The sequence below is a fragment of the Actinomyces oris genome, from assembly GCF_001553935.1.
GTDB lineage: Bacteria > Actinomycetota > Actinomycetes > Actinomycetales > Actinomycetaceae > Actinomyces > Actinomyces oris_A.
Map to the genome: position 1 here is coordinate 885,377 of NZ_CP014232.1, position 26,134 is coordinate 911,510.

A 26,134-nucleotide genomic window follows, 5' to 3' on the forward strand; every position below is an offset into this window, starting at 1 on the left:
CCGGGAGCGGTGCAGGACGACGTGGGCGGTGCCGGGCGGCCCCGTCGCCGGTACGGGGCGCCGACCAGTAGGCTGCGGGCGTGCCTGTTGACGTCAATCGCCCCGGCCCCTGGACCCACCGCAACCTCACCGCCCGCGGCACTCGTTTCCATGTCGCGCTGGCGGGCCCCGAGGCCCCGGCCGGAGCCGGTCCCCTCACCCTCCTGGTGCACGGCTTCCCGGAGTGCTGGTGGACCTGGCGCCACGTCATCCCCGCCCTGGCACAGGCCGGGCACCGCGTGGCGGCCCTCGACCTGCGTGGCTTCGGAGGCTCGGACCGGCCGCCGTCGGGCTACGACCTGGTGACGCTCGCCCAGGATCTGGCCGCCGTGGTCCGCTCCCTGGGGCACGAGCGGGCCGTGGTCGTCGGCGCGGGGCTCGGCGGCCAGGTCGCCTGGGCGCTGCCGAGCCTGGCCCCGGATCTGACGACGGCGATCGTCCCGGTCGGCGCCCCCCACCCGCTCGCACTGCGCTCGCTGCGGGCCCGGGCCCTGTCGGGGCCGGCGCTGCAGTACGTGAGCCTGCGGATCCCGGGCCTGGCCGAGCGCCGCCTGCGCAGCCGCAGCGCCCTGGAGGGCCTGCTGCGCTCCTGGGCCGGGCCGCACACGCGCGAAGCACTGGCCGAGGAGGCCCCCTACTACGCCGAGCTCCTGTCCCGCCCCGGCGCCGCCCACAGCGCCCTGGAGCCGCTGCGCAACCTCGTGCTGTCCCGGGCGGAGACGGCCGCCCTGGACAAGCCGGCGACGGTGCCCGTCCTGTCGATGCAGGGCGAGCTCGACCCGGTCCAACCCGCCCAGGCCTACGCGCGCGACACCCACCACGTGGCCGGCAACCTGCGCCAGGTGACGATCCACCGCTCCGGCCACTTCCCCCAGGAGGAGACCCCGGCCGGGTTCGTCCGGGCCCTGCTGCCCTTCCTGGCCGACGTCGCCCCCTCCGCCTGATACCGAGAGCCGGGCGCTTCTCGCCCAGCCCTGCCGTTCTTCCGTAGGTCTGCACAAGACGTGCCCAGCTCGGCGGGTGCGGTGCGGTGCGGTCAACCCGACGCCGCCACCCGCCACTCGGCTCGGCGGGTACGTGCGGTGTGGCGCGGCGCCGGCTCACACCGCCTCACACCGGCTGGCGCAGGTTGTCCATGAGGGAGCGGCGGTCGAGCTGGGCGGGCAGCCAGGTGGTCGCCACCGCGAGCACCAGCGAGATCCCGCTGACGAGGGCCAGCAGCCCCACCGGAATCGAGGCGACCAGGACCGCCGCCCCGCCCCCGGAGTACAGCGCGGCGTAGACGGCGCTGAAGGCGGTGGCCGCCAGCCCGAAGAGGATGCCGGTGACGGCGTAGATGACGCCCTCCAGCGCGGTGGAGGCCAGAACCGTGCGGGTGCGCGCCCCGATGACCCCCAGCAGCGCCCCCTCCTGACGCCGGGCCCGCCCCACCATGGCGATGTTGGCGATCCCGCCGACGCCGGAAATGAAGAAGGTTGGAATCCCGACAGAGAGGAACCCGCTGACCGAGCCCTGCGCGCCGGTGGCCTGCCCGGCGCCGACGGTGGCGTAGACGGTGCCGGTCAGGGCCACGGCGATGGCGAAGGGGACGATCGTCGTCATCGACAGGGAGGCGCGGTGGCGGGCGTTGGCGCGGGCGGCGAACCAGGCGGGGCTGCACCCCGGGATGAGGGCGGTCCACCAGGTCAGCAGTGGCCGCAAGGTCCAGTTGGGCACGCTCAGGGCGGCGATCGCGGCGAGGAGCCCCATGGAGGCGCCGGCCATCGCGCGCTCCCCCGGGTCGTTGAGGTTCATACCGGACGTGGCCATCTCCGCCCTGTCCGCGTCGCTCATGGGCAGGGAGCTCTCGAAGGGGGTCATGACCAGCCCCAGGAGCATGATGCCGACGACCACCCACTGCCACCACCGGGTCCGGGTCTGCGGGGCCGTGGCCTCCCGCAGCGCCTGCATCTCGGGGACCGACGCCGCCCGTCGGGCCGGCCCCATCGCGCCCAGGATGCAGAACAGCGTCGTCACGGCGATGGTCACCGGCACCCCGAAGCCCGGCATGATGATGGGCAGATTCTGAGGAAACACATCGAATTCCCGCCAGGTGAGCAGGTAGACGCGGACCAACGGCAGGCTGGCCACCGCCCCCATGGCACCTCCGAGCAGCCCGATCACCCCGACCTGCGCCAGGATGATGCGGCGGATGCGGCTGCCGGGGATGCCCAGAACCTTCCACAGAGCGTGGGAGCGCTGCTGGGCCGAGACGGTCAGGCCCAGCGTCGTGGACAGGATGACGGCGGTGGCCAGTCCCACGTAGGAGACGAGGCTGGAGCCGATGATGTGGGAGGCATTGATGAGCTCGGCCGAGCCCTGGGCCTGGGCCCAGCTCAGGGCGCTGTACCAGGTGGTGATGATGACGCCGATGATGGCGCCGCCGACGGTGGCGACGAGCAGAGACCACAGCCACTGGCGGGCGTGGTGGCGCAGGTCGTTCCAGATGAGTGTGACCATGATCTTCTCCGATCCTCTCCTGCTCCTGTTGCGGTCAGGCGGCGCGCGTGGCTCGCGCCGAGTGGACGAGCTCGGCGATCTGGCGGGCGTCACGGCAGCTGGTCCACTGCACCAGGTGTCCCTGGCTCATGACGGCGACCGCGTCTGCTCTGGCGGCGGCCTCGACGTCGTGGGTCACCATGACCACGGTGGTGCCCTGCTCGGTGAGCCGGCGCAACCAGTCCAGGACGAGGGCGGCGGAGTCCAGGTCGAGGGCACCGGTGGGCTCGTCGGCGAAGACGATCCGGGGGCGGCTGGCCATGACGCGGGCGATGGCCACGCGCTGGCGCTCCCCTCCGGAGAGCTGGTGGGGCTTGAGGCCGGCGCGGTGAGCGAGCCCGACGGCGTCGAGAGCCTCCCGGATCTGGGCGCTGCTCAGGGGGCGCCCGGCCAGGCGCGAGGGCATGGAGACGTTGTCGGCGGCGCTCAGGGAGGCGATGAGGTTGTACTCCTGGAAGACGAAGCCGACGTGGCGGGCGCGGAACCGGGCCCTCTCGGCGGCCCGCATCCCGGAGGTGAGGGCGCCGAGCATGGTCACCCGGCCGCTGGTGGGCTCATCGAGGCCGGCCATGCAGTGCAGCAACGTGGACTTGCCCGACCCGGAGGCCCCGACGACGGCGGTGAAGCTGCCCTCGGGCAGGTCGGCGTCGACGTGGTCCAGGGCGGTGACGCGGGCGTCCTGGCGTCCGGGGACCTCGTAGACGCGGGTCAGGCCGCGCAGCCGGATGGCGATGGGCGACGTCGGGCCCGGCCCAGCAGGCGGAGTGATCGATGGCAGGGATGAGGCGGGGGCGGCGGTCGGGTCGGAGGGGGCCGGGGGCGGGTGAGCAGTCATGCCTCCAGCCTGACGGCGCTGTCTCTCCCAGCCCGTCCGGCCATCTGGCGAATCGAGGGTGGGGCTAGCCCGACACCGGCCCGGACCCCTCCACGGGCTCCGCACTCAGGCGCCCCTCACACCCCCACCTGCGGGCACAGCCCGGCCTCGAGCAGCGTGCACTGACCGCAGCGGGGCGAGCGGGCCGAGCACACCTGGCGCCCGTGCTCGATGAGCCGGTGGCAGCCATCGGTCCAGCGCCACGGCTCCCACAGGGCCGCGATGTCCTTCTCCACGCGCAGCGGGTCCTTCGACGTCGTCCACCCCAGGCGGCGCGAGAGCCTGCCCACGTGGGTGTCCACGGTGATGGCGGGCTGGCCGAAGGCGTTGCCGAGCACGACGTTGGCGGTCTTGCGCCCCACGCCCGGCAAGGCCACGAGCTCCTCACGACTGCCCGGGACCCGCCCCTCGAAGCGCTCGGTGAGGGCCTGACCGATGCCGAGCAGGTGGCCGGCCTTGGCGCGCTGGAAGCCGAGCGGCCGCAGGATCGCCTCGAGGTCCTCGCGTCGGGCGGCTCCCAGGGCGGCGGCGTCGGGGTAGCGCTCGAAGAGCTCGGGGGTGACGGTGTTGACGCGCGCGTCAGTGGTCTGGGCCGACAGGACGGTGGCCACGAGCAGCTGGAAGGGGCCGTCGTGGTCCAGGGCGCAGGCGGCGTCGGGGTAGAGGGTCATGAGCTCGTCGTCGACGGCGCCCGCACGCCGGGCCGGCTCGGTCGTCATCGCCGCCTCGGCCCCAGCGGTCTCGCTACTCACTGCCCTACGCACTGTTCTCCGTCCTCTCTCCGCAACCCCACCGATGGAACCGTGTCGCACGACGCACCCGATTTTGCTCACTTCCCTTTGACCTGCAACACACGGAGACTACAATGCTCGACGGCGTGCCACAGGTCACAAGCCGTGGCAGGATAGACCCGAGGGCTCCCGCATGCGGGATGCCAGCCCCCTAACCACCAGGAGGATCTCCGTGGAAGACAGCATTATCTCCAGGATCCCGCTCTTCGAGGGCCTGAGCCCGGAGGAGCAGGAGGAACTGCGCGCCATGATGACGCAGACGACTCTGCGCCGTGGCGAGACCCTCTTCAACGAGGGCGACTCAGGCGACCGCCTCTACATTCTCCTCTCCGGGAAGGTGAAGCTCGGCCACGCCAGCGCCGACGGCCGCGAGAACCTGCTCGCGGTGCTCGGCCCCGGCGAGATCGTCGGCGAGCTGACCCTGTTCGACCCGGGCCCGCGCTCCACCACCGCCACCGCCGTGGCCCCCACCGAGCTCCTGACGCTGGACCACAACCAGCTCATGACCTTCGTGGAGTCCCACCCGCAGCTGGCCAAGGACATGCTGCGCGCCCTGGCCCAGCGCCTGCGCCGCACGAACACCGCGCTGGCGGACCTCGTCTTCTCCGACGTGCCCGGCCGCGTGGCCAAGGCCCTGCTGGACCTGGCCGACCGCTTCGGCTCACCCACCGACGACGGTGTCCACGTCCCCCACGACCTCACCCAGGAGGAGCTCGCCCAGCTGGTGGGCGCCTCGCGGGAGACGGTCAACAAGTCGCTGGCCGAGTTCGTCTCCCGCGGCTGGATCCGCCTGGAGGGCCGGGCCGTCACGCTGCTCGACGTCGACCGCCTGCGCCGTCGCGCCCGCTGAGGTCCCGTCTCGGGTCGCGAGCCCTCAGCACGGCGCACCGGAGAAGCCGCCGGGCGCTGACACCCGCATCAACCGCAGAGACGACGCCGCGCCTGCAGCCGGAAGGTACCGGACCGCAGGCGCGGCGTCGTGCGCGCCGACCTCGCCGGGCAGCCCGTCAGGACCGGGGGCGCTTGAGGTAGGCGATGAGGTTGTCCGTGCCGGAGGGACCAGGCACGACCTGGACGAGCTCCCAGCCGTCAGCACCCCACTGGTCGAGGATCTGCTTGGTGGCGTGAGTGATGAGGGGGACGGTGACGTACTCCCAGGTGGTCGGCGAGGCGGATACGGGCTCAGAAGATGCTGTCATGGGACTCAGCCTAGAGCCCGCCGCCAGGCGCCGGAAGTCGGCAACGCGAGGGCGCCCTCAGGAGGCGCAGCGCACCCGGGCCAGGATGCGAGGGGCGCGACGCGCGTGGATCTCGGCGACGAGCTCATCATCCTCGCGCTCGAGCCACCGACCCCAGTCATCGACCTCGGGGAAGCGTCGCAGCAGCGCCCGCCTCTCCCGCTCGGTCAGCCCACCCCAGACACCGAAGCTGGACTCGGAGTTGAGCGCCTCGGCCAGGCACTCCATACGAACCGGACATGCGAAGCACAGCGACCTCGCATCGCGCTGCTCAGCACCCTTGCCGAAGAGCTGGTCAGGCTCGACGGTGGCGCAGGCCGCTTGGGCCGCCCAGGTCTGGTCGTCTTGAATCATGCTCACTCCCGATCCATTCAACGGCCGACGCCGTTGTCGGTCACGTCACAGTCGTTACCGTATGGCAACCGAGCACCTCACACCAAATCCTCCCCCCGTGACCTGGGCAATCCGACCGCCGCAGAACCCCGATAACGCACCGAGGAGCAGCACACACAAGGGCGGTTCTCTGATAGCGAGCCGAATATTGGACGTCAAGACCACCGTCGGCCTTGCCTTTCCCACGGCTGGGGATGCGAGTTCTCACGGGCGGTGAACCACCTCCGAACCACCCACCTCCTCAAGGGATCGTGATGTCAACGTGACCCTCACCTGAATAATCTCTAAGAATTGCCTGAGCGTCGGAGCTGTCTCGCTATGTGGCCGAGCCACCCCGTCGCCGGCAGGCCGCTGCGTCGTCGAACCACCCCGCATTCCCGCCGAACAGAGGGCACAGAGCCGGCCTCCAAGGGTCTTCCCAGCCCGAAGAGGGTCTACGCCACTGCATCCTCCAAGCGATTCCACGTAGGCTGGCGCCATGGCGAAATCCTCTGCGCGCGGGCGCTCACTGACACCACCCCAGGTCGTCTCGATGCTCGTGGTCTTCCTGACTCTCTCGTGCGTCGGCGGCGTCCTGTCAGCGGGCTTCGCCGCCCCCTTCGTGGGCGCCACGGCAGCACTGACCAAGGCGTCGGCCGAGCTCTTCGAAGAGCTCCCCAGCGACTTCAACGTCCAGCAGCCCAGCCAGATCTCCACCCTCCTGGCGGCCGACGGCACCGAGATCACCAAGTTCTACGCGGAGAACCGCATCGTGGTGCCTCTGAACTCGATCTCGGTCAACATGCAGAACGCCATCGTCGCCGTCGAGGACCAGCGCTTCTACCAGCACCAGGGCGTCGACCCCACCGGCATGGTGCGGGCCCTGGTGTCCAACAACGCCGGCGGCTCGCGTCAGGGCGCCTCAACACTGACCCAGCAGTACGTGCGCAACACGCTCATCGAGACCGGCCTGAAGAACGATGACCACAAGATCATCAGGGACGCCACCGAGCGCACCGTGGCCCGCAAGCTGCGGGAGATGAAGTTCGCTCTCAGCCTGGAACAGAAGTACTCCAAGCAGCAGATTCTCGAGGGCTACCTCAACATCGCCGCCTTCAGCCCCTCCACCTACGGGGTCGAGGCCTCCGCCCGGCACTACTTCAGCAAGTCGGCCAAGGACCTGACGGTGGCCGAGGCCGCCCTCATGGCCGGCACCACCAACGCCCCCAGCGCCTACGACCCCGTCACCCAGCCGGAGCTGGCCAAGAACCGCATGGACTGGGTGCTCTCCAAGATGCTGGAGGAGAAGTTCATCACCAAGCAGCAGTACGACGAGGCGGTCGCCACTCCGATCGCAAGCATGCTGCACGTCTCGGAGTCCCCGGCAGGCTGCGGCGCCGCTGGAAACGCCGCCTACTTCTGCACCTACGTGGTCAACGAGATCCTCGGCTCGGAGAACTTCGGACCCGATATCGCCTCCCGCCGTCAGCTCCTGACGCGCGGAGGGTTGAAGATCACCACCACCTTGAACCTCGAGCGTCAGAGCGCCGCGGACAACGTCATCCAGTCCAACGTCCCCACCGGCGACGCCTCGGGAACCGACACGACCATCGTCTCCATCGAGCCCGGTACGGGCCGAATTCAGGCGCTGGCCCAGAACAGTAACTACGGCGACGGCGGCCCCGACAGCACCGACACCCAGCTCGTCTACGCCGCGGACGCCAAGCACGGCGGCATCGAGCTCAGTGACGGAACCGTCGGCTTCCAGCCGGGGTCGACCTTCAAGGCCCTCATCCTGGCCGAGTGGTTCAGGAACGGTAACTCCGCCAGCGCCAGGCTCAGCGCCGTCCCCAGAACCTTCCACTGGGACATCCCCTGCGCCCCGGAGAACAACGACCCGACCTGGGCCCCGAAGAACGTTGACCCCTCACTCAACCGAGCCACCAACGTCACCGAGGCCACGAAGCTGTCCATCAACGTCGCCTACGCCGAGATGCTCAGCCGCCTCAACGTCTGCGACGTCACCAGCTTCGCCGCCTCCATCGGAGTGACGAAGGCCGACGGGACCCAGCTGGACCCGCGTCCCTCCATCGTGCTGGGCTCCCAGAACGTGCCGCCGCTGAGCATGGCCAACGCCTACGCGACCTTCGCCTCCGGCGGCAAGTACTGCAAGCCCATCGCCATCGACCAGATCCTGGACGCCAGCGGCACCTCGATGGCCGTGCCCAGCGCCGACTGCACCCAGGCCATGGACCAGGGGGCCGCGGACCAGACCGCGACCACTTTGACCGCCACGTCGCAGAGAGGCGGAACAGCTCAGTTCGCCACCTTCGGTCGACCAATCGGCGGCAAGACCGGAACCACGGACGACAACAACGACGCCTGGTTCGTGGGTTTCACCCCGCAGCTGGCCACCGCCGTCTGGATCGGTCACGCCGGCAGCCCCAGGACCCTCAACTATCAGCAGATCGGTCCGCACTCCATCGGCATCATGTACGGTAGCGACGTGGCTGTGCCGATGTGGCGCGACTACATGTCCCAGGCCGTGGCGAACGATCCTGCCCTGCCCATTCCCTCCCACGGGTGAGCGGCTCTCCCCGCGAGAACGACAACTGCACAGAAGAGGACCCGACTCCCCATGACGCCCTGCTCTGCCGGCCGTGCCGCCCTGTCCGTCATCGGCACCACCGCCGCTCTGGGGGCGGCCACGCTGGCCTACAGCCTCATTGAGGCCAGGTGCCCCGTGCTGCGGCGCATCGATGTGCCGGTGCTCGCCACCGACGAGGAGCCCCTCACGGTGTTGCACCTGGCCGACCTTCACCTGACGGGCCGCACCGAGGCGCGGGTCGCTTGGGTGCGGCAGCTGGCGCAGCTGCAGCCCGACGTCGTCGTCAACACCGGCGACAACCTCTCCCTGGCATCCGGCCTGGAGCCGCTGCGACGGGCACTCGAACCGCTGACGGGCCTGCCCGGGGCCTTCGTCATGGGCGACCACGACTACCGCTCCACCGTCTTCCGCCTGCCGACGCGCTATCTGCACCGGGACCCGCGCAAGGCCTCCAGCCGCGTGCGCGACGAGGACATCGAGGCCCTGCCCTGGGAGGAGGTCCGCGACCTGCAGGCCGCCGGCGGCTGGGTGGACCTGACCAACCGACGCGGCTCGCTGACCGTGCGCGGGCGGCGCATCGAGCTGGTCGGCGTCGATGACCCGCACGCCAACCGCGACGTCCTGCCCCTCCCCGAGGCCGCCGGCTCGGCGGAGTCGGCCACCTCCCTGCCGGCGATCCGTGACCATGAGGGCCGGGCTCTGCGGCTGGGACTCACGCACGCCCCCTACCGGCGGGTCCTGGAGGCGATGTCGGCCGACGACGTCGACCTGGTCCTGGCCGGGCACACCCACGGCGGACAGCTGTGCGTGCCCGGGGTGGGGGCACTGGTGACCAACTGCGACCTGGACCGGGGGCGCGCATCAGGCCTGTCGCAGTGGCCGGGCCGGCTCGGGGACCCACGGGCCGCCGACCACATGTACCTGCACGTCTCCGCCGGGCTCGGCACAAGCCCCTACACGCCCGTGCGCCTGGCCTGCCGGCCCGAGGCCACGCTGCTGCGGCTCCTGCCGGCCTGAGGCGGCACACCTCAGCGCTCCCCCGCTAACACTTCGTCCGAGCCGCACCTCTCCCGACACTCTTCCCACGCAACACTTCGACCAAAACTTCAGAATCGACGCGGCTCCGGGTCGATTCTGAAGTTTCGGTCGAAGTGTGTGGGAGTCGCGGGGCGCGCACAGTGGGACGGGGCATGCAGAGCGCACAGGTGCGCCGGTGCCTGGGCGCGGCAGTCAGCGGCGCCAGCGGGCGAAGCCGCCCTCGGAGTTGATGACCTGCCCGGTGATCCAGCGGGCCTCGTCGGTGAGGAGCCAGGTGATGAGGCGGGCGGCGTCGTCGGGCTCGCCCCAGCGCCCCTGGGGGAACATGACGGCAGTCGCCTCGCGGTCCGCCTCGGTGACGTAGCCGGTGTCGACGGGGCCGGGGTTGACCGTGTTGACGGTGATGCCGGCGTCGATGAGCTCCTCGGAGATGGTCGGGGTGAGGCCGGCGATGGCGGCCTTGGCTGCGGCGTAGGCGATCTCCCCGGGCAGGGGAGCCAGGCCCTGGCCCGAGGTGAGGAAGACGATCGCCCCACGGCGGCGCGCGGAGCCGGACGGGGCGGGCGAGGCGAAGCCCTCCTGAGCAGCGAAGGCCTGCGCCAGGAGGATGGAGGCGCGGGCGTCGACGGCCCAGTGGGCATCCAGGACGGCCTCGGTCATCTCGCTGAGCGACCCATCGGGACTGCTCATGGCCTGGTTGCACACGAGGGCGTCGAGGTGGCCGGCGGCGGCAGCGGCCTGCTCGACGACGCGGGCCGGCTCCCCGGGGGCGGCCAGGTCGGCGGGGATGTCGATGAGCCGGGCGGGGCCGACCAGGTGGGTGCGGATGGAGGCCATGACGGCGTCGATGTCGTCGGCGCCCCAGGGCTGGGAGGTGTCGTGCGGGCGGTAGTGGTGGGCGACGATGCTCGCCCCGTAGTCGGCGGCGCGGCAGGCGATGGCGTGGCCGATGCCGATGCGGCGGCTGACTCCGGTGACCAAGACGGTGCGCCCCGCCAAGGGCAGCGGGTCGCGGCCGACGGGGCCGACAGGTCCGGTGGTGCCGGTGGGGCCGCCGGAGTCGCCCAGAGTGGTGGAGGGGCGTCCGTGATGAGCGTCGGTGGTCATGCAGACGAGTGTAGGAGGACGGTCCACGCGTCCGGGGACTTTTTCTTGCGGCCGGGGACATTCCACGCGGGCGAGTGCCGTTGCCTCCGGGCGGGGACAGTGCGCGCGTCCGGGGACAGGATTCCGGTCCCCCGCCGCGTCAGGCGTCCCTGGCCGTCCTGGGTGGTCCCCGGCCGCAATGGAACGTCCCCGACGGCGTCGTTTGTCCCCGTCAGCTCGAGGAGAGGGGGACAGAAGCCGGTGCAGAGGAGAGGGCGCAGGGAAGACCCGGACGGGTCGGCGCCTCAGTCCTCGGTGCGCGCAAGCTCTCGGGCGAAGGCCTCGTGGTTGCCTCGCGAGGACAGGACGAAGCGGATGAGCCCCAGGCGTCCGACGGCGTCGGGATCGGTGTGGGCGAGCTGCTCGACGGCGCGGGCCGCAGCCACGGCGATCTCGGCGACCCGGGCGATCTGCCATCCGTAGACGCCTGCGGAGACGGCCGGCAGGGCGATGCCGGTGCAGCCGAGCTGAATGGCGAGCTCCAGGGAGCTGTCGAAACAGGCGCGCAGCAGGGCGGGGTCGTCCTCACCGGCGTGGAGGTTGGGGCCCACGGTGTGGATGACCCAGGCGGCCGGCAGGTCGAAGCCGGGGGTGGCCACGGCGCGGCCGACCGGCAGTCCGTCGGGCAGCTCGGTGTCGCGCACCTTCTGGCAGGCGTCGAGCAGGCCGGGGCCGGCGGCGCGGTGGATGGCGCCGTCAACTCCTCCTCCGCCCAGGAGGGTGCTGTTGGCGGCGTTGACGATGGCGTCGACCTTCTCGGTGGTGATGTCGCCGACGACGGCCTCAATGCGCATGGGAGCTCCTTGTCTGCGGCGGGTGCTTGGAGGGTGATTTCAGGCTGCTCGGTCCTAGCACTTTCTCGGGCGAGAGGGGCCCGAGGGCGACGGGATCCGGGCCGACGAGAGCGCTCCGGGGCGTGGGCCAGCAGGTGGACCGGTCGTCAGCAGCCTGTCACGGTGGGCACCTCGGGCCAACCGGGTTCCCACGGGGAGCGAACACTGACGTGACGGAGGACTCAGCGGATCCGATTTCCTCCCCGCGGTGGGGGGAGGCTATGCTGACGCCTGCTGCACACGGGGTGTGGCGCAGTTTGGTAGCGCGCTTCGTTCGGGACGAAGAGGTCGTGGGTTCAAATCCCGCCACCCCGACGATGAGAAGACCCATGAGCTTGCTCATGAGGTCTTCGAAGAGGAGGGGGTCGAAAGGCCGAAGGCCTAAGCACCCCGACGACGAGACGATGAGAAGGCCTGCGAGTTCGCTCGCGGGCCTTCTGCCGTACCAGGGCCACAGAGCCCCACCCTGACCAGTTCAGCCCCGCCAGAGTCGATCAGTCCCACGGCTCAGTGTCCACAGCGCTGACATCAACGGACCCAGCGCCCCTGCACCCACCGGGGATCGTTGGAATGCCGCAGTTTCACCCGGGCATGCAGCACTGATTCGGGGTTGATGTCAGCACTATGGACACCTGCGCCCCGCAGCCCCTCGCTGCCAGCCCTTTGCCCCACCGTCAAGCCTCCCCACGTCGCGGGTGTTCGATCGCGCGACTTCTCACTTCACAGTCACACCCGACCGCCCGCACTGCACGAGGGTGGGGCACCACTGCACGAGCGTCGGGTGTACTCCATGGGGGTCGGAGGTTCGTGCAGTACGCACAACCCGCGGCCAGTACCTCCCGCCCCTCGTGCAGTGGGAGCCCTGGACGAGGCCGCCGGCCGAACGCTCTACCCTGAGGTGAGGACACCACCGGGAAGGAGGCCACACATGCCGGATCCCAGCACCGAGCTCGAGGAGCTGCGTCGCAGGGTCGAGGAGCAGTCCCAACGAATCGATGAGCTCCAGGACGCCCTCCACACACTGTCGATCGCGGTCCAGTACCGGCAGGAGGAGCCCTACCTGGCCTTCCTGGCGGAGCACGGCATCGCCGGCCGACGGCGGATCGCCCTGATGACGGCTATCGCCGGAGTGCAATCACGGGCGCAGGGCGAGGTGCTTCCCCTCGGCCCTGGTGCTCGCGACGAGCTTCTGCCGGACTACCCCGCCCTGGCCGAGGCCTACCTGCCCGAACCGATCGACGACGACGAGGCCATCCGCATCGTCGGAGAGGTCCTGGGAAGTGAACGCCTCGGCGCGCAGGCACTCGAGGCCCACCGCGCCCGCGGCCTGGGGCGCGAGGGCCACCAGGCGCTCACCGGACGTTCAGACACCCAAGGCCACCACACGTAGCCACGTTGCTCCAGGCGCCCGGGATGCTCGACGTCGACGCACTCACGCCGCCCGCCCTCCTCGCCGCCCACAGCCGGGACATACGCCGCTCACAGCCGCACCGGCTAGGCTGACTCCCGGATATTCACCCCGGGGAAAGGACGAGCGAGCGTGACCGAGCCTCCATGCGACTCCGCCATCCCCGCTGCCCCCGCCGCCGCCTCCCCTTCCCCCCGCGTTCCCCGGCGTCTGAAGTACGTCGAGGCCGTCCTGTGCATCGGCTTCACCCTGGCCTTCCTCGTGTGGACCTACTTGAGCGCCCCGGGACCGCTCGCCCCCGGCGACACACACCGCTCCCCCGCCATCGACGCCCTCCTGCCGACCCCCGACGCCCAGCTGCGGTCGGCCGCCGGCCAGCTCGCCGAGGCCTTCGCGACCCTCACCCACCCCATCCTCATCCTCGGGCTCATCGTGGCCGGGGTCGCCTACGCCTACACGGCCCGCATGCGCCGCCTGAGCGTCTCGCTGGCCATCGCCGCCGCCGGCATCCCCACGCAGTACCTCATCGCCCTGTACCTGGCCCACCCCGACCCGGGCTCCACCTTCTCCGACTCCATCGCCGCCTTCGACTACTCCTACCCCAACGCGCACATCACGGCGATGACCCTGGCCTCCTGGGTCCTGGTGACCCTCGCGCGCGCCCACCACCGCAGCACCATGGTCGCCGCCGGCACCGTCCTGGGCTACGCGGCCGTCGCCGTGACAGCCGTCAGCCAGTGGTACATGGGCCTGGCTGCGCTCAGCGACCTCGTCGGCGGCTTCCTCCTGGGTGCCGCCTTCGCGAACCTGGCCCTGCGGGTCGGCGGCATCGACGCGATCCTCACCAGCTGGGTCAATCGCCGCCTGTCGCGCTCCAGCAGCGAGAAGCGCGCCGCCGTCATCTACAACCCCACCAAGTTCGACGACCTCTCGCTCCTGCGCCGTCGGGTCGCCGCCGAGGTGCGCGCCGCCGGCTGGCTGCCCACCGTCTGGCTGGAGACCACCCCCGACGACCCCGGCCGCTCCATGGCCCACCGCGCCCTGGAGGCCGGCGTCGACCTGGTCATGGTGGCCGGCGGCGACGGCACCGTGCGCGCCGTCTCCTCCGAGCTGGCCGGCACCGAGATGCCGATGGCCCTCATCCCCGCCGGCACCGGCAACCTCCTGGCCCGCAACCTGTCCGTCCCCCTGGACACCGACGCCGCCATCCGCCTGGCCCTGCACGGCCGCCTCCAGGCCATCGACATGGTCACCTGCGCCTTCGACGACGGCCAGGAGCGCTTCGTCGTCATGGCCGGTATGGGCCTGGACGCCCAGATCATGGAGTCCACCGACCTGGGCCTGAAGAAGGTCATCCGCTCGGGCGCCTACGCGGTGGCCGCCGTCCAGAACGCGGTCCCCGACCCCTTCACCGCCACCATCACGCTCGACGACGCTCCCCCGGTGCGCCGTCGAATGGTCATGGCCCTCATGGGCAATGTCGGCACCATCACCGGCGGCATGACGCTCTTCCCGCGGGCCACCCCCTCCGACGGCCTGGTCGACCTGCTCCTGGCCAGCCCCGGCAAGGTCGTGGACTGGGCCCGCCTGGGGGCGCAGATCCTCACTGGCCAGGAGATGGAGGGCTTCACCCTCACCCGGGCCCGGAAGGTCCTCATCGAGGCCGATCGTCCCGTCCCCTTCGAGCTCGACGGCGACACGGCCGGCTCCACCCGCACCCTGCGCGCCGAGGTCGAGGACGGCGCCCTGCACGTCGTCGTCCCCCAGTGAGCCGCCCCGGCGAGCACTCCCGCCCCCCCCCGCGGCCCGCGCCGACCACGTGAGCATCGTGACGCATCCGTGACCGGCCCCGCTGCCCTAGACTGACGCCCAGTCGGTGCCCATATGGACACCGACAGCGCCCATATGGGCACCAGCGCCCCGATCGCATCGTCGGTGCGCCCCTCTTCAGCCAGCAGGAGTTCCATGCGTTCTCGTCTTACGGTCGCTCTCGGCCGCACAGCGCGCCTGGCCGCCCGCGTGCGCGGCGGCGGCAGCGGCGGCACCGCCTTCCCCGGCCTGGTCATGGAGCGCACCGACCCCGGTTTCCTGGAGCGCACCCTTGGCCGTCTGCCCCGCGGCGTTATCGTGGTCTCGGGCACCAACGGCAAGACCACGACCACCAAGATGGTCGTCCAGCTCCTGCGCGAGCAGGGCCTGAAGGTCTTCACCAACCGGACCGGCTCGAACTTCGTGCGCGGCGTGCTCGCCTCCCTGCTCACCGAGGTCGACGCCGCCGGCAACCTGGACGCCGACATCGCCGTCCTCGAGCTCGACGAGGCCCACGCCGTGCACTTCGTGGCCCGGGTCCGCCCGCGCGCCTGCCTCCTGCTCAACGTCATGCGCGACCAGCTCGACCGCTTCGGCGAGATCGACTACACCGCCTCCCTGCTGCACTCGATCGCCCAGGCCACCAGCGACGTCGTCGTGCTCAACGGTGACGACCCGCGCCTGGCCGCCCCCGCCTTCCTGGAGGGCGTCAGCGCCCGCGTCGTCTCCTTCGGCGCCGGGGAGGACCTGCGCTCCCTGTTCCTGTCCGACGACGACCTGCGCACCGGCCTGGTCAGCCCCCGTCAGGCCGGCCAGGCCCCCGGACCGCGAGTCACCCTGGAGGCCATCGACGGCCAGCGCGCCACCGTGCGCGTGGACGGGGTCTCCCACGAGGTCGACTTCGCCATCCCCGGCGTTCACAACTTGCTCAACGCCTGCGCCGCCCTCGGGGTGGTGCTGGAGGTGCTGGGCGAGGACGCCGACCTGCCCGGGCTGCTGACCACTCTGGGCACCGTGCAGGCCGCCTTCGGCCGCGGCGAGGTCCTCACCCTGGACGGCCGCCCCGTCCAGCTGTCCCTGGTCAAGAACCCGGCCGGCTTCCGCATGGGCCTGCTCTCGGCGGCCTCCCAGGCGCAGGACGGCGAGGTGGTGGTCGTGGCCATCAACGACGAGTACGCCGACGGCCGGGACATGTCCTGGCTGTGGGACGTGGACTTCTCGGCCCTGCGCGCCGGCGGGGTCGCTGTCGTCACCGGGGTGCGGGCCTGGGACATGGCCCTACGGCTGCGCTACGACGAGGTCGAGGTCGCCGAGGTCGAGCCCGACCTGCGTAAGGCCGTGGCCCTCATGCGCCGGGTGGCCGCCGACACCGACCGCCCCATGCGAGTCTTCACCACCTACACCGCGATGCTGGCCCTGCGCTCGATCCTGGGCGAGATGACGGACGTTGAGGAGGTCATGTCATGACCGCGCGCTATGAGCACACCACTGACGGCCCCGCCCGCGGGCACCTGCGCCTGCTCCAGCTCTACCCGCGGGACATGAACATCTACGGCGACTGGGGCAACACGCTCGTGCTGGCGCGGCGCGCCCAGTGGCAGGGCTACGACGTCGAGCTGCTCTCCTACGACCCGGGCGACGAGCTGCCCGGCGACATCGACATCCTCGTGGGCGGCGGCGGCCAGGACTCCGGCCAGGACCGCATCAAGGAGGATCTGGTCAAGGTCGGCCCCACCCTCAAGGCCTGGGCGGCCGACGGCGTCCCGATGCTGGCGATCTGCGGCCTCTACCAGCTCTTCGGGCACGGCTTCACCACTGCCAAGGGCCAGGAGATCCCCGGCATCAGCCTCATGGACGCCCACACGGTGGCCGGAGACACCCGCCTCATCGGCAACATCACCCTGAACACCGAGGACTTCGGCGCGGTGGTCGGCTACGAGAACCACTCCGGCCTGACCACCCTGGGGTCGGGCGCGCGCCCCTTCGGCACCGTGAAGATGGGCGACGGCAACAACGGCAAGGACTCCACCGAGGGCGGGCGCGTCCACCACGTCATCGGCACCTACCTGCACGGCTCCCTGCTGCCCAAGAACCCGACCGTGGCCGACTGGTTGCTGGCCCGCGCCGCCGAGCACGCCGGCACCACCTGGGAGCCCGAGCCGCTCGACGACACCTGGGCCGAGCGCGCCCGCGCCGTGGCCATGTCCCGGCCCCGCTGAGCTCTCCCCACTGGGGTGCGACGGCGGGCCTGCTGGAGGGGAGCAGCACCTCTTCTCTGACAGGCCCGCCGTCGCACCCCCTTATTTTCACAAGGGACATCGGGCGAAATAAGAGAGAACTGGCGAGAGATTCACGTCACTCTTATTGGACATCGAGTATTTTCCAAGGTTCGTCCCATGGAAGCGGGAGGAAACCGGCGGACAGCCTGCCCTTTCAACACATAGAAGCCTCACCTTAGACATATTCACCGCTCGATCACTCACTGTTGGACACTGATTTATTCAGGACGTAACCCCAACGTGACACCAGCACGTCAGACATTGCAGAATAACTGCCATGACAGCACAGAATTCTACTGGTTTCGATTGGCCCGCCCGTTCCGCCAACAAGATCTGGCTCGGCGTCTGCGGAGGCCTGGCCAACAAATGGAACGTCAATGCCTGGCTGGTCCGCGCCGCCTTCTTCTTCTTTGTGGTGCCGCTCGGCTACGTCTACTACCTGGGCGCCCAGAACATGCCCGATCCCGCCACCCGCTGACCCACCGCCACCTCCCCGAACTCCCTGGCCACCCTCAAGAACCCTGAGTGACGAAGAAGCAAGGAAGCAATTCCGGATTCCAGGGAGAAACATCCCGAACGACCATCCCGACATCTTATCGACCAACCACTTCCTGCTTCCGCAAGAATAACTTTCCGCGGAGGCAGGAAGTGGTCGAAGCACGTTTTATACGGGAAAGCTCAGTGACCGAGCCCCACTCAGGGTAACCTCAGTCCCCACCCCCAGGATTCACTAAGAAATCAGACCTCCTGTCCACCACCCCTCCGCGCAGATGCGTCTCAACGCAGCAGAACGCCTCTTGACCTGCTGCGAGACAGAGAAGCGTTCCCTTAGACTCCTATTGACGAAGCCCTCTTCATGTCGACCCGAGGACACCATGGATTTTGCTGTTCCACGACACCGCGCCCCCGCCAGCACCACTAACCTTCCCGAACCGGGTGCTGCCACCTTCGCACTGTCGGACCTGAGCCCCGGCACCAGCGGACGCATCACCGGCCTGGCCGACGACGGCGTCGGCGGCGTCCTGGTCAAGCGCCTGCGCAACCTGGGCTTCGTCCCCGGCCGGATCGCCACGCCGCTGCGCCGTGCCCCGATGGGGGACCCGGTGGTCTACCGCGTCTCCGACTACGAGCTGTGCCTGCGTCGCCAGGAGGCCAGGCTCATCCAGGTCACCACCGTGGAGGCCGAGAACCGCATCATCCTCCAACCCCGGCCGGCCGGACGGCATGCGGCCGACGACCCCGCAGCACCGAACACGGGAGAGACTCTGTGAGCACCCACGACACCACGAGACACGCCTCCGGGCAGTCGCAGCACTGCGAGCAGCCCTACGACGGCGCCGACTGCCACTGCGGCTCAGGAAGCTCCAAGACCCTGGTGGCCGGCGCCCCCCGTGTCGCCCTGGCCGGCGCCCCCAACGCCGGCAAGACCTCCATCTACAACGCCCTGACCGGCCTGCACGCCAAGACCGGCAACTACCCCGGCGTCACCGTCCAGCGGTCGATGGGAACCTGCAAGGTCGGCGGCAAGACCCTGACCATCGAGGACCTGCCGGGCGCCTACTCCCTGGACCCGATCAGCCCCGACGAGCAGATCGTCCACGACGTCCTCACCGGGACCTCGACCACGGTCAGCGCCCCGGACGCCCTGGTCATCGTCGTCGACGCCACGACCCTGCAGCGCGGCATGAACTTCATCGCCGAGGCCCTCGCCCTGGAGCTGCCCACCTGCCTGGTGGTCACCATGACCGACGAACTCAGCCGCCGCACGGGTCGGCTCAACGTCGCCGCTCTCGGACAGGCCCTGGGCATCCCGGCCGTGCGAGTCATCGGACACCGCGGCGTCGGCATGCCTGACCTGCGCGCCCAGCTCGCCCAGGTCGAGAACTGGCAGCGCACCCCGCTGCCGCCGCCCACCGACCCCGACGAGATCACCTCCTGGGCCGACTCGGTGCTGGCCGCGGCGGACTACCAGGCGCCCCAGAACGACCAGATCACCTCTGCCGTGGACAAGGTCCTGCTGCGCCCCATCCCCGGCACCATCGTGTTCTTCACGATCATGTTCCTCTTCTTCCAGGCGATCTTCACCTGGGCGGCCCCCTTCCAGGACGCCGTCGAAGGAGGTTTCGGGTATCTGGGGCAGCTGGTGCACGGCTGGCTCGATGAGTCCCATCCGCTCATCGCCGGGCTCCTGGGCGACGGCATCATCGGGGGTGTGGGCGCCGTGCTCACCTTCATCCCCCAGATCATCATCATGTTCCTCATCATCTCCGTCCTGGAGGGCGTGGGGTACATGTCGCGTGCCGCCTTCCTCATGGACAAGGTCATGAGTATCGCCGGCCTGGAGGGGCGGGCCTTCGTGGCCCTGCTGTCCTCGCTGGCCTGCGCGATCCCCGGGATCATGGCCACCCGCACGCTGCCCTCCACGAAGGACCGGGTGGCCACGATGCTGGCCGCCCCCCTCATGACCTGCTCGGCCCGCCTGCCCGTCTACGTCATCATGATCTCCTTGACGGTCGACGGCGACGCCAAGGTCGGCCCCTTCGGGACGCGCGGTGTGGTCATGTTCGCCCTCTACCTGCTGGGCGCGGTCTCCGCGATGGCGGCCGCCTGGGTGGTCAAGCAGCTCACCGACCGCGGCGGGGTGCTGCTGCCCTTCTACATGGAGATGCCGCCCTACCGCATGCCCCGCCTGCGCACCGTCTTCATCATGGTGTGGGACGCCTGCAAGGGCTTCCTGAAGAAGGCCGGCACGATCATCACCCTGACCACCGTCATCCTGTGGGTGCTGCTCAACGTCCCCATGCGCTCGGACGCCCAGTTCGAGGCCTTCTGCGCCTCCGACAAGCAGTGCGCCGCCATCGCGGCGGCCGTGGACAAGCCGGAGTCCTCCACCGTCAAGGGCGATGACGGTCAGGTCATCACCGACGCCGAGGAGCTCGGCAAGCTGTTGGATGCCCAGAAGACCTCCTACACGATGGACAACTCCTGGGCGGCCAAGGGGGGCAAGGTGGTCCAGCCGGTCTTCGAGCCCCTGGGCTTCGACTGGCGCATCAATGTCGCCACCCTGTCCTCGCTGGCGGCGCGCGAGACCTTCGTGGCCACCCTGGGACAGATCGCCGCCGCCGAGGACCCCGAGGACCCCGGCGCCCACCTGGCCACGATGACCTACCAGCAGGACACCCTGACCAACAAGGCCGGTGACCAGCTGTTCAACCCGGCCACCGTCATCGCGATCCTCGTGTTCTTCGTCTACGCCCTGCAGTGCATGGCCACGGCCGGTGCGATGCGCCGCGAGACCGGCACCTGGAAGTGGCCGGTCATCGCCTTCACCTACATGTTCGTCATGGCCTGGGTCATGGCGGCGCTCAGCCGCGCACTCGTGGCCGCCTTCATGTAGGTGGAGCAGAATGAAGCAGTGACCACGACGGTGCCCCCGCGACGGCGGGGGCACCCCGGACATCAGGAAAGGTGAAGCGACCGTGCCCGTCGTTCCCACGCACCCGACAACCACGCCGGACCCCGACGTGCTGCGGTGGGTCATTCCCGACGGCCTGCTGCCCTTTACCGGGGAGGTCGCCCACGCCCCGGCGCTTCTCCAACAGCTCCTGGATGATGGCACCCTGCGCTCGGTGAGAGTCGACGGCGGCGGGGTGCTCACCCTCCTGGGCACCGGCCACGACTGGCGCACGGAGGGGGCCCGAGTGCGATCCGCCCTGGTGGACGCCCTGGGCGCCCCGAAGTCGTGGAGGGGTGCCGACACCGCCCACGCCTCCGGCCCCGACGACGCCCTGGAGGCGGCCGCCCGGCAGATCGCCGACGGTTCCCTGGGGACCTTCGTTAACAGCCACGGGGGCGCGCTCGTGGTACACTCGGTGCGCGACGGCGTCGTCGAGATCGCCATGGAGGGCGCCTGCGACCACTGCCCGGCCGCGGAGATCACGATGCACGCGCGCTTCGAGCACCTGCTGCGGCGCCGGTGCCCCTGGCTGGTCGAGGTCCGCCGGATCGACGAGTAGCCCCTCCCGAGAGCAGCCCGCCGTCGAGCCGGGCATTTTTCGCAAACTCCGCCATTTTTCCGCCCGGCTACGCGAGGAGCGCCCCGCTCTTCACGTTGCGGGACGTGGACCCCACCCCCTGATCTGTGTCGGTGGCACCCCAAAAACCTGACGGTAGTTAAGCCTTACCTTAGACTGTCGTCGTCGATGTGCTGCCCCGCATCGCGACCGAGAACAGACTCAAGGATCCGAGGAACTCCGAGGTCAACATGGCGACTGCAGTCCCACACCACCGCACGACGCCGCCCGCAGGCACCGGCGGCGCCCCCTCTTCCGCCCACCCATCTCTGTCCGATCTGCGTCTGGGGACCAGCGGCCGGGTCGTCGGCCTGCAGGAGGACACGGCCGACGATCCCATCGCCAAGCGGCTGAGCAACCTGGGCTTCGTGCCCGGCCGGACCGTGACGCCCCTGCGCCGCGCCCCGCTGGGTGACCCGGTGGTCTACCGCGTCGCCGACTACGAGCTGTGCCTGCGCCGCCACGAGGCCCGCATGGTTCACGTCGAGGTCCTCACCGAGGCCGACGTCGTCGAACCCCTCACCGGGCAGCGGGCCGACACTACCGACCGTGAGGAGCAGCGCCCATGAGTGACCACTGCGCAGCCTCCGAGGTCCCCGGCGCCCCCGACTGCCACTGCGGGTCCTCCAGCTCCAAGACCCTGGTGTCCGGCGCCCTGAGGGTCGCCCTGGCCGGCGCCCCCAACGCCGGCAAGACCTCCATCTACAACGCCCTGACCGGTCTGCACGCCAAGACCGGCAACTACCCCGGCGTCACCGTGGCGCGGTCGCTGGGGACCTGCCAGATCGGCGAGACCAGCCTGACCATCGAGGACCTGCCGGGCGCCTACTCCCTGAACCCGATCAGCCCCGACGAGCAGGTGGTGCGTGACGTCCTCACCGACGCCTCACAGAGCATCACCGTGCCCGACGCCCTCGTGGTCGTCGTCGACGCCACGACGCTACGGCGCGGGCTGAACTTCGTCGCTGAGGCCCTCGCCCTGGAGCTGCCCACCTGCCTGGTGGTCACCATGACCGACGAGCTCACGCGGCGCGCCGGGCGCCTGGACGTGGCGGCCCTCGGGCAGGCCCTGGGGATCCCGGCGGTGCGGGTGGTCGGCAACCGCAGCATCGGCATCCCCGAGCTGCGCGAGCGCCTCACCGAGCTCTCCTCCTGGCAGCGCCCACCGCTGCCCGCGCCGACGGAGCCCACCGAGGTGGCCTCCTGGGCCGACTCCATCCTGGAGGCCGCCGACTACCAGGCACCCCAGCAGGACCGCATCACGACCGCCGTCGATAAGGTCCTGCTCAACCCCGTCCTGGGATCCCTGGTGTTCTTCGCCATCATGTACATCTTCTTCCAGGCGATCTTCACCTGGGCGGCACCTTTCCAGGACGCCGTCGAGGGAGGTTTCGGGTACCTGGGGAAGCTGGTGCACGGCTGGCTCGACGAGTCCCACCCGCTGCTGGCCGGGCTCCTGGGGGACGGTCTCATCGGGGGTGTGGGCTCGGTGCTCACCTTCGTGCCCCAGATCATCATCATGTTCCTCATCATCGCCTTCCTCGAAGGCGTGGGGTACATGTCGCGCGCCGCCTTCCTCATGGACCGGATCATGAGTCGGGCCGGACTGGAGGGGCGGGCCTTCGTGGCACTGCTGTCGTCCTTCGCCTGCGCGATCCCCGGGATCATGGCCACTCGCACGCTGCCCAGCGCCAAGGACCGGGTGGCCACGATGCTGGCCGCCCCCCTCATGACCTGCTCGGCACGGTTGCCCGTCTACGTCCTGCTCACCTCCATCATGGTGCCCGCCGACACGAAGATCGGGCCGCTGAACGCGCGCGGCACCGTCATGTTCGCCCTCTACCTGCTGGGGGCGGTCTCCGCGATGGTGGCCGCCTGGGTGGTCAAGCGCCTCACCGACCGCGGCGGGGTGCTGCTGCCCTTCTACATGGAGATGCCGCCCTACCGGCTGCCGCGGCCGCGCACGGTTCTCATCATGGTGTGGGACGCCTGCAAGGGCTTCGTGAAGAAGGCCGGGACCGTCATCGCCCTGACCACGCTCATCCTGTGGGTGCTGCTCAACGTACCGATGCGCTCCGATGAGCAGTTCAACGCCCACTGCTCCGCCAGCGCCGAGTGCGCGGCCGTGTCCGCGGCGGTGGAGGACCCGGCGTCGTCGACCATCAAGGGCGATGACGGGCAGGTCATCACTGATGCCGAGGAGCTCGGCAAGCTGCTGGATGCGCAGAAGACCTCCTACACGATGGACAACTCCTGGGCGGCCGCCATCGGCAAGACGGTGCAGCCAATCTTCGAGCCCCTGGGCTTCGAGTGGCGCGTCAACGTGGCGATCCTGTCCTCGCTAGCGGCCCGTGAGACCTTCGTGGCCACCATCGGCCAGATCGCCGCCGCCGAGGACCCCGAGGAGCCCAGTGCGCACCTGGCCACGATGACCTACCAGCAGGACACGCTCACCAACAAGGCCGGCGACCAGCTGTTCAACCCAGCCACGATCGCGGCGATCCTGGTGTTCTTCGTCTACGCCCTGCAGTGCATGGCCACGGCTGCGGCGATGCGCCGCGAGACCGGCACCTGGAAGTGGCCGATCATCGCCTACACCTACATGTTCGTCACGGCGTGGATCATGGCGGCCCTCACGAGGGTCATCGTCGCGATGCTCATGTAGGCGGGGTGCGGGGCGCTGGGCCCCACCCATCCCGCCACTCACCTCCTACCTCCCACACACTTCGACCGAATCTTCATAATCGACGCGGCTCCGGGTCTTTTTTGAAGATTCGGTCGAAGTGTTAGGCGAGTGCCGGCACGTGGCAGCCGCCAGCCCCCGCGGCCGCCTCCCACTCCACCCGCTCAGCGGGTGATCGTCTAGGCTCGTGGCATGGCGACTCCGGAGTTCATCGTCTCCCTGCGACAGAGGATCGGGCACGACATGCTGTGGCTGCCGGGGGTGAGCATCGTCGTCGTCGACGAGGCCGGCCGGCTCCTGCTGGGTCGGCGCGCCGACAACGGACGCTGGGCGGTGGTCTCCGGCATCCCCGAGCCCGGCGAACAGCCGGCGGTAGCGATCCGGCGCGAATGCCTGGAGGAGACCGGCGTGGACGTGGAGGTGCTGGCCATTACAAGCGTGACCGCGGGCGAACCCTTCGCCTTTCCCAACGGGGACAACTGCGTCTTCATGGACATCAACTTCGTGGGGCGGGCGAGGCCCGGCAGCGCGGATCGCGCCCACGTGGCCGACGACGAGTCCACACAGGTGGGCTGGTTCGCACCGGACGCGCTGCCCGAGCCGCTGCTGAGCTCGACCCCCGGACGTATCGAGGCGGCCCTGGCCTGGCTGGCCGACCCGACGTCGGGCGCACGCTTCCACCCGGCGTCCTGAGGCCGGCTGCCTTCGCTCGGCCGGGGACATCCGGGGACATCCGGGGACGCCGACGGGGACATTCCGCGCGTCGGGGTGCCGTCTCTTCCGGCCGGGGACAGTGTGCGCGTGCGGGGACGGGATTGCTGTCCCCGACGGCGTCGAGTGCCCCCAGCTGTGGCGATATGTCCCCGACAGCGTCGGATGTCCCCGGCGCACGAGGGCGCACAGCGGCTGCAGTCAGGCCTCGGGCGCCTCGATGCCGATGCGCCGAAGACCCTCGGCCTGCGCGCTGTTGGGGTCCAGGGGCCTGGCGGCGGTGAGGACAACGCGCACGCCCTCGGGGGTGGCGACTTCGACCTCGCGGGAGTTCCACGGCGTGATGCGCGGGCCGGTGACGCTGCCCGGTCGGCGCTGCTCGCAGGCCGCGGCGATCTCATCGATCTGGGACAGGACGCAGGAGAAGCTGACGCTCATCGAAGGGCCGTCGGCCGGGGCGGGCGCCTGCGGCGTCGGCACCAGGAGGACGTCCTGGAAGGCCCAGCGGCGCAGGTGCACCAGCTGGCCGGGAATGCTGAACAGAGTGAAGAAGCCCAGTGCCTCGGTCCAGAAGTCGACCGAGGCGTCCAGGTCCGACGTCGGGACGGTGACGAACATCGGCATGCCGTAGATGCCGTGGAAGGGCTCGGGCGGTTGGGCATCCTCGCTGGGCGCGGGCACGGGGCTCATCTCGAATGCATTGAAGGTGCTCATGCGGGGCAGCCTCATCCCTCACGCTACGTGAGGGTCAAGGTGATCCGCGTTGCTGTTGGCTCCGCTGTCGGGGACATCGACGGGGACATTCCGCGCGGCGGGGCGCGGGCTCTTCCGGACGGGGACAGCCCACGCGTGCGGGGACGAGTTTCCTGTCCCCGCACGCGTCGATGGCACCCGCCGGCGGCAAAGTGTCCCCGACGGCGTCGAATGCCCCCGGCCGCGACAGCACATCTCTGTCATCAGCAACGCCGTCAGAACGGAGCCATCGCGGAGACGACGAGGTTGCTGCGCGGCAGCGGCTCGCGGCGAGCCAGCGCCCGGCACCAGTCGTCAGTGGTGGCCACCGCCGCCCAGTTGGAGTGCAGCAGCGCCATGAGCGTGGTGTGCACCGTGCGCGCATCCGCCTTGCCGGCGCAGTTGCGCAGGTTGATGGCACCGACGGCGTCAGAGAGCACCTCTGTGGCCAGGCCGATCGTCTCTCCCCAGGCCGCTGAGGCCAGGACGCAGTTATTCACCATGAAGCCGACGAGCGTCACGGTATTGACCCCCTGCTCGTGCAGCCATGCGGCGAGGTCGGTTCCCGCGTAGATCGACCCGTGGTGCTTGACGACGCTTTTCCACTGCGGGGTCCGTCGGCGCTCAATGCTCGGGCAGAGCTCGAAGCCCTTCCCACCGGGGGCGAAGATGGTGCCGCCGGGCGGGCCGGCGTGCTGCACGCAGACCACGGGGAGTCCGGCGCTCTCGGCAGCGTCGAGCACCCGCTCGATCTGCTCCATGCAGTCGCGCAGGCGCGGGTAGCGGATGCGCAGCGGCAGACGGGCGTACTCATTCTGTACGTCGATAAGGACCAGGGCCCTGCGCGGGGCGGTTAGGTCCGGTTCATCACGATCAGTCACGGTGCCTCCAAACATGCGCGCCGTGGCGCGGCGGTTGCGTGGTGACACTCAGGATGTGCGATCGGACTGGCACCCACCAGT

General features: G+C 70.0%; 24 protein-coding genes and 1 tRNA gene. 16 read left to right on the plus strand and 9 right to left on the minus strand.

Annotated elements, in window-relative coordinates:
* The first annotated feature begins 80 nt into the window (after positions 1-80).
* A complete protein-coding gene (locus AXE84_RS03770) occupies positions 81-983 on the plus strand; it encodes an alpha/beta fold hydrolase (RefSeq protein WP_060956899.1) in 903 nt (300 codons plus the stop codon).
* A gap of 166 nt (positions 984-1,149) precedes the next feature.
* Here the strand turns inward: AXE84_RS03770 and AXE84_RS03775 are convergent, their stop codons facing one another.
* From AXE84_RS03775 to nth, 3 genes are all read right to left on the minus strand, one after another.
* Positions 1,150-2,538, minus strand: a complete 1,389-nt coding sequence (locus AXE84_RS03775) for an ABC transporter permease (protein ID WP_060956900.1) — start codon at positions 2,536-2,538, stop codon at positions 1,150-1,152.
* 34 nt (positions 2,539-2,572) lie between these two features.
* Positions 2,573-3,412, minus strand: a complete 840-nt coding sequence (locus AXE84_RS03780; RefSeq protein ID WP_150116242.1) for an ABC transporter ATP-binding protein — start codon at positions 3,410-3,412, stop codon at positions 2,573-2,575.
* Positions 3,413-3,528: 116 nt separating this feature from the next.
* Positions 3,529-4,170 carry an endonuclease III gene (nth, locus tag AXE84_RS03785; RefSeq protein WP_167542063.1) on the minus strand — a complete coding sequence of 214 codons (642 nt, stop codon included), beginning with the start codon at positions 4,168-4,170 and terminating at the stop codon, positions 3,529-3,531.
* A gap of 244 nt (positions 4,171-4,414) precedes the next feature.
* Here nth and AXE84_RS03790 point away from each other — a divergent pair, with 244 nt between their 5' ends.
* A complete protein-coding gene (locus AXE84_RS03790; protein ID WP_003787943.1) occupies positions 4,415-5,092 on the plus strand; it encodes a Crp/Fnr family transcriptional regulator in 678 nt (225 codons plus the stop codon).
* Between the two features lie 157 nt (positions 5,093-5,249).
* Here the strand turns inward: AXE84_RS03790 and AXE84_RS03795 are convergent, their stop codons facing one another.
* Together AXE84_RS03795 and AXE84_RS03800 are read right to left on the minus strand one after the other, a co-directional pair.
* Positions 5,250-5,441: a DUF4177 domain-containing protein gene (locus tag AXE84_RS03795; protein ID WP_060956902.1), complete on the minus strand. Its 192-nt coding sequence runs from the start codon at positions 5,439-5,441 to the stop codon at positions 5,250-5,252.
* Between the two features lie 57 nt (positions 5,442-5,498).
* Positions 5,499-5,834, minus strand: coding sequence for a WhiB family transcriptional regulator (locus tag AXE84_RS03800; RefSeq protein WP_010613239.1), 336 nt, complete (start codon positions 5,832-5,834; stop codon positions 5,499-5,501).
* Positions 5,835-6,351: 517 nt separating this feature from the next.
* Here AXE84_RS03800 and AXE84_RS03805 point away from each other — a divergent pair.
* On the plus strand, positions 6,352-8,439 hold the full coding sequence (locus AXE84_RS03805) for a transglycosylase domain-containing protein (protein ID WP_060956903.1): 2,088 nt from the start codon (positions 6,352-6,354) through the stop codon (positions 8,437-8,439).
* Positions 8,440-8,490: 51 nt separating this feature from the next.
* The gene (locus AXE84_RS03810) at positions 8,491-9,477 is read left to right on the plus strand and encodes a metallophosphoesterase (RefSeq protein WP_060956904.1); all 987 of its coding nucleotides are present in this window, start codon (positions 8,491-8,493) and stop codon (positions 9,475-9,477) included.
* A 213-nt stretch (positions 9,478-9,690) separates the two neighbouring features.
* On the opposite strand, the gene AXE84_RS03815 is transcribed toward AXE84_RS03810, so the two are convergent.
* Together AXE84_RS03815 and AXE84_RS03820 are read right to left on the minus strand one after the other, a co-directional pair.
* Positions 9,691-10,605 carry an SDR family oxidoreductase gene (locus tag AXE84_RS03815; RefSeq protein WP_060956905.1) on the minus strand — a complete coding sequence of 305 codons (915 nt, stop codon included), beginning with the start codon at positions 10,603-10,605 and terminating at the stop codon, positions 9,691-9,693.
* Between the two features lie 284 nt (positions 10,606-10,889).
* Positions 10,890-11,438, minus strand: a complete 549-nt coding sequence (locus AXE84_RS03820; RefSeq protein ID WP_060956906.1) for an O-acetyl-ADP-ribose deacetylase — start codon at positions 11,436-11,438, stop codon at positions 10,890-10,892.
* A 280-nt stretch (positions 11,439-11,718) separates the two neighbouring features.
* On the opposite strand from AXE84_RS03820, the gene AXE84_RS03825 reads away from it, so the two are divergent.
* The 12 genes from AXE84_RS03825 to AXE84_RS03880 all read left to right on the plus strand — a co-directional run bounded on the left by AXE84_RS03825 (position 11,719) and on the right by AXE84_RS03880 (position 24,422).
* Positions 11,719-11,792: transfer RNA gene (locus tag AXE84_RS03825), tRNA-Pro, on the plus strand.
* Between the two features lie 613 nt (positions 11,793-12,405).
* A complete protein-coding gene (locus AXE84_RS03830; protein ID WP_060956907.1) occupies positions 12,406-12,867 on the plus strand; it encodes a hypothetical protein in 462 nt (153 codons plus the stop codon).
* Positions 12,868-13,017: 150 nt separating this feature from the next.
* Positions 13,018-14,655, plus strand: a complete 1,638-nt coding sequence (locus AXE84_RS03835) for a diacylglycerol kinase family protein (protein ID WP_236750133.1) — start codon at positions 13,018-13,020, stop codon at positions 14,653-14,655.
* Positions 14,656-14,850: 195 nt separating this feature from the next.
* The gene (locus tag AXE84_RS03840; protein ID WP_060956908.1) at positions 14,851-16,161 is read left to right on the plus strand and encodes a Mur ligase family protein; all 1,311 of its coding nucleotides are present in this window, start codon (positions 14,851-14,853) and stop codon (positions 16,159-16,161) included.
* Positions 16,158-16,913: a type 1 glutamine amidotransferase gene (locus AXE84_RS03845; protein WP_060956909.1), complete on the plus strand. Its 756-nt coding sequence runs from the start codon at positions 16,158-16,160 to the stop codon at positions 16,911-16,913. Before AXE84_RS03840 ends, AXE84_RS03845 begins: the two co-directional genes overlap by 4 nt.
* A gap of 337 nt (positions 16,914-17,250) precedes the next feature.
* The gene (locus tag AXE84_RS03850; RefSeq protein ID WP_010613248.1) at positions 17,251-17,451 is read left to right on the plus strand and encodes a PspC domain-containing protein; all 201 of its coding nucleotides are present in this window, start codon (positions 17,251-17,253) and stop codon (positions 17,449-17,451) included.
* 397 nt (positions 17,452-17,848) lie between these two features.
* Complete coding sequence (locus tag AXE84_RS03855) at positions 17,849-18,244, plus strand: FeoA family protein (RefSeq protein ID WP_010613249.1); 396 nt, start codon at positions 17,849-17,851, stop codon at positions 18,242-18,244.
* On the plus strand, positions 18,241-20,370 hold the full coding sequence (gene feoB, locus AXE84_RS03860) for a ferrous iron transporter B (protein ID WP_060956910.1): 2,130 nt from the start codon (positions 18,241-18,243) through the stop codon (positions 20,368-20,370). The genes AXE84_RS03855 and feoB (AXE84_RS03860) overlap by 4 nt, the downstream gene beginning before the upstream one ends.
* An 82-nt stretch (positions 20,371-20,452) precedes the next feature.
* Entirely contained in the window at positions 20,453-20,989 is a 537-nt protein-coding gene (locus AXE84_RS03865) for a NifU family protein (protein ID WP_060956911.1), read from the plus strand.
* Between the two features lie 248 nt (positions 20,990-21,237).
* Positions 21,238-21,615 carry a FeoA family protein gene (locus AXE84_RS03870; protein ID WP_060958137.1) on the plus strand — a complete coding sequence of 126 codons (378 nt, stop codon included), beginning with the start codon at positions 21,238-21,240 and terminating at the stop codon, positions 21,613-21,615.
* Entirely contained in the window at positions 21,612-23,711 is a 2,100-nt protein-coding gene (gene feoB / locus AXE84_RS03875) for a ferrous iron transporter B (protein ID WP_060956912.1), read from the plus strand. Before AXE84_RS03870 ends, feoB (AXE84_RS03875) begins: the two co-directional genes overlap by 4 nt.
* Before the next feature lie 210 nt (positions 23,712-23,921).
* Entirely contained in the window at positions 23,922-24,422 is a 501-nt protein-coding gene (locus AXE84_RS03880) for an NUDIX hydrolase (protein WP_060956913.1), read from the plus strand.
* 219 nt (positions 24,423-24,641) lie between these two features.
* On the opposite strand, the gene AXE84_RS03885 is transcribed toward AXE84_RS03880, so the two are convergent.
* Both AXE84_RS03885 and AXE84_RS03890 read right to left on the minus strand, forming a co-directional pair.
* On the minus strand, positions 24,642-25,154 hold the full coding sequence (locus AXE84_RS03885; protein ID WP_060956914.1) for a VOC family protein: 513 nt from the start codon (positions 25,152-25,154) through the stop codon (positions 24,642-24,644).
* Between the two features lie 254 nt (positions 25,155-25,408).
* Positions 25,409-26,053, minus strand: a complete 645-nt coding sequence (locus AXE84_RS03890; RefSeq protein WP_081093051.1) for an isochorismatase family protein — start codon at positions 26,051-26,053, stop codon at positions 25,409-25,411.
* Positions 26,054-26,134 lie beyond the last annotated feature (81 nt).

Coding starts and splice junctions, on each gene's coding strand:
- AXE84_RS03775 (WP_060956900.1), bottom strand. CDS start 2,538: ATGGTCACACTCATCTGGAACGACCTGCGCCACCACGCCCGCCAGTGG.
- AXE84_RS03780 (WP_150116242.1), bottom strand. CDS start 3,412: ATGACTGCTCACCCGCCCCCGGCCCCCTCCGACCCGACCGCCGCCCCC.
- nth (WP_167542063.1), bottom strand. CDS start 4,170: ATGACGACCGAGCCGGCCCGGCGTGCGGGCGCCGTCGACGACGAGCTC.
- AXE84_RS03795 (WP_060956902.1), bottom strand. CDS start 5,441: ATGACAGCATCTTCTGAGCCCGTATCCGCCTCGCCGACCACCTGGGAG.
- AXE84_RS03800 (WP_010613239.1), bottom strand. CDS start 5,834: ATGATTCAAGACGACCAGACCTGGGCGGCCCAAGCGGCCTGCGCCACC.
- AXE84_RS03805 (WP_060956903.1), top strand. CDS start 6,352: ATGGCGAAATCCTCTGCGCGCGGGCGCTCACTGACACCACCCCAGGTC.
- AXE84_RS03810 (WP_060956904.1), top strand. CDS start 8,491: ATGACGCCCTGCTCTGCCGGCCGTGCCGCCCTGTCCGTCATCGGCACC.
- AXE84_RS03815 (WP_060956905.1), bottom strand. CDS start 10,605: ATGACCACCGACGCTCATCACGGACGCCCCTCCACCACTCTGGGCGAC.
- AXE84_RS03820 (WP_060956906.1), bottom strand. CDS start 11,438: ATGCGCATTGAGGCCGTCGTCGGCGACATCACCACCGAGAAGGTCGAC.
- AXE84_RS03830 (WP_060956907.1), top strand. CDS start 12,406: ATGCCGGATCCCAGCACCGAGCTCGAGGAGCTGCGTCGCAGGGTCGAG.
- AXE84_RS03840 (WP_060956908.1), top strand. CDS start 14,851: ATGCGTTCTCGTCTTACGGTCGCTCTCGGCCGCACAGCGCGCCTGGCC.
- AXE84_RS03845 (WP_060956909.1), top strand. CDS start 16,158: ATGACCGCGCGCTATGAGCACACCACTGACGGCCCCGCCCGCGGGCAC.
- AXE84_RS03850 (WP_010613248.1), top strand. CDS start 17,251: ATGACAGCACAGAATTCTACTGGTTTCGATTGGCCCGCCCGTTCCGCC.
- AXE84_RS03855 (WP_010613249.1), top strand. CDS start 17,849: ATGGATTTTGCTGTTCCACGACACCGCGCCCCCGCCAGCACCACTAAC.
- AXE84_RS03870 (WP_060958137.1), top strand. CDS start 21,238: ATGGCGACTGCAGTCCCACACCACCGCACGACGCCGCCCGCAGGCACC.
- feoB (WP_060956912.1), top strand. CDS start 21,612: ATGAGTGACCACTGCGCAGCCTCCGAGGTCCCCGGCGCCCCCGACTGC.
- AXE84_RS03880 (WP_060956913.1), top strand. CDS start 23,922: ATGGCGACTCCGGAGTTCATCGTCTCCCTGCGACAGAGGATCGGGCAC.
- AXE84_RS03885 (WP_060956914.1), bottom strand. CDS start 25,154: ATGAGCACCTTCAATGCATTCGAGATGAGCCCCGTGCCCGCGCCCAGC.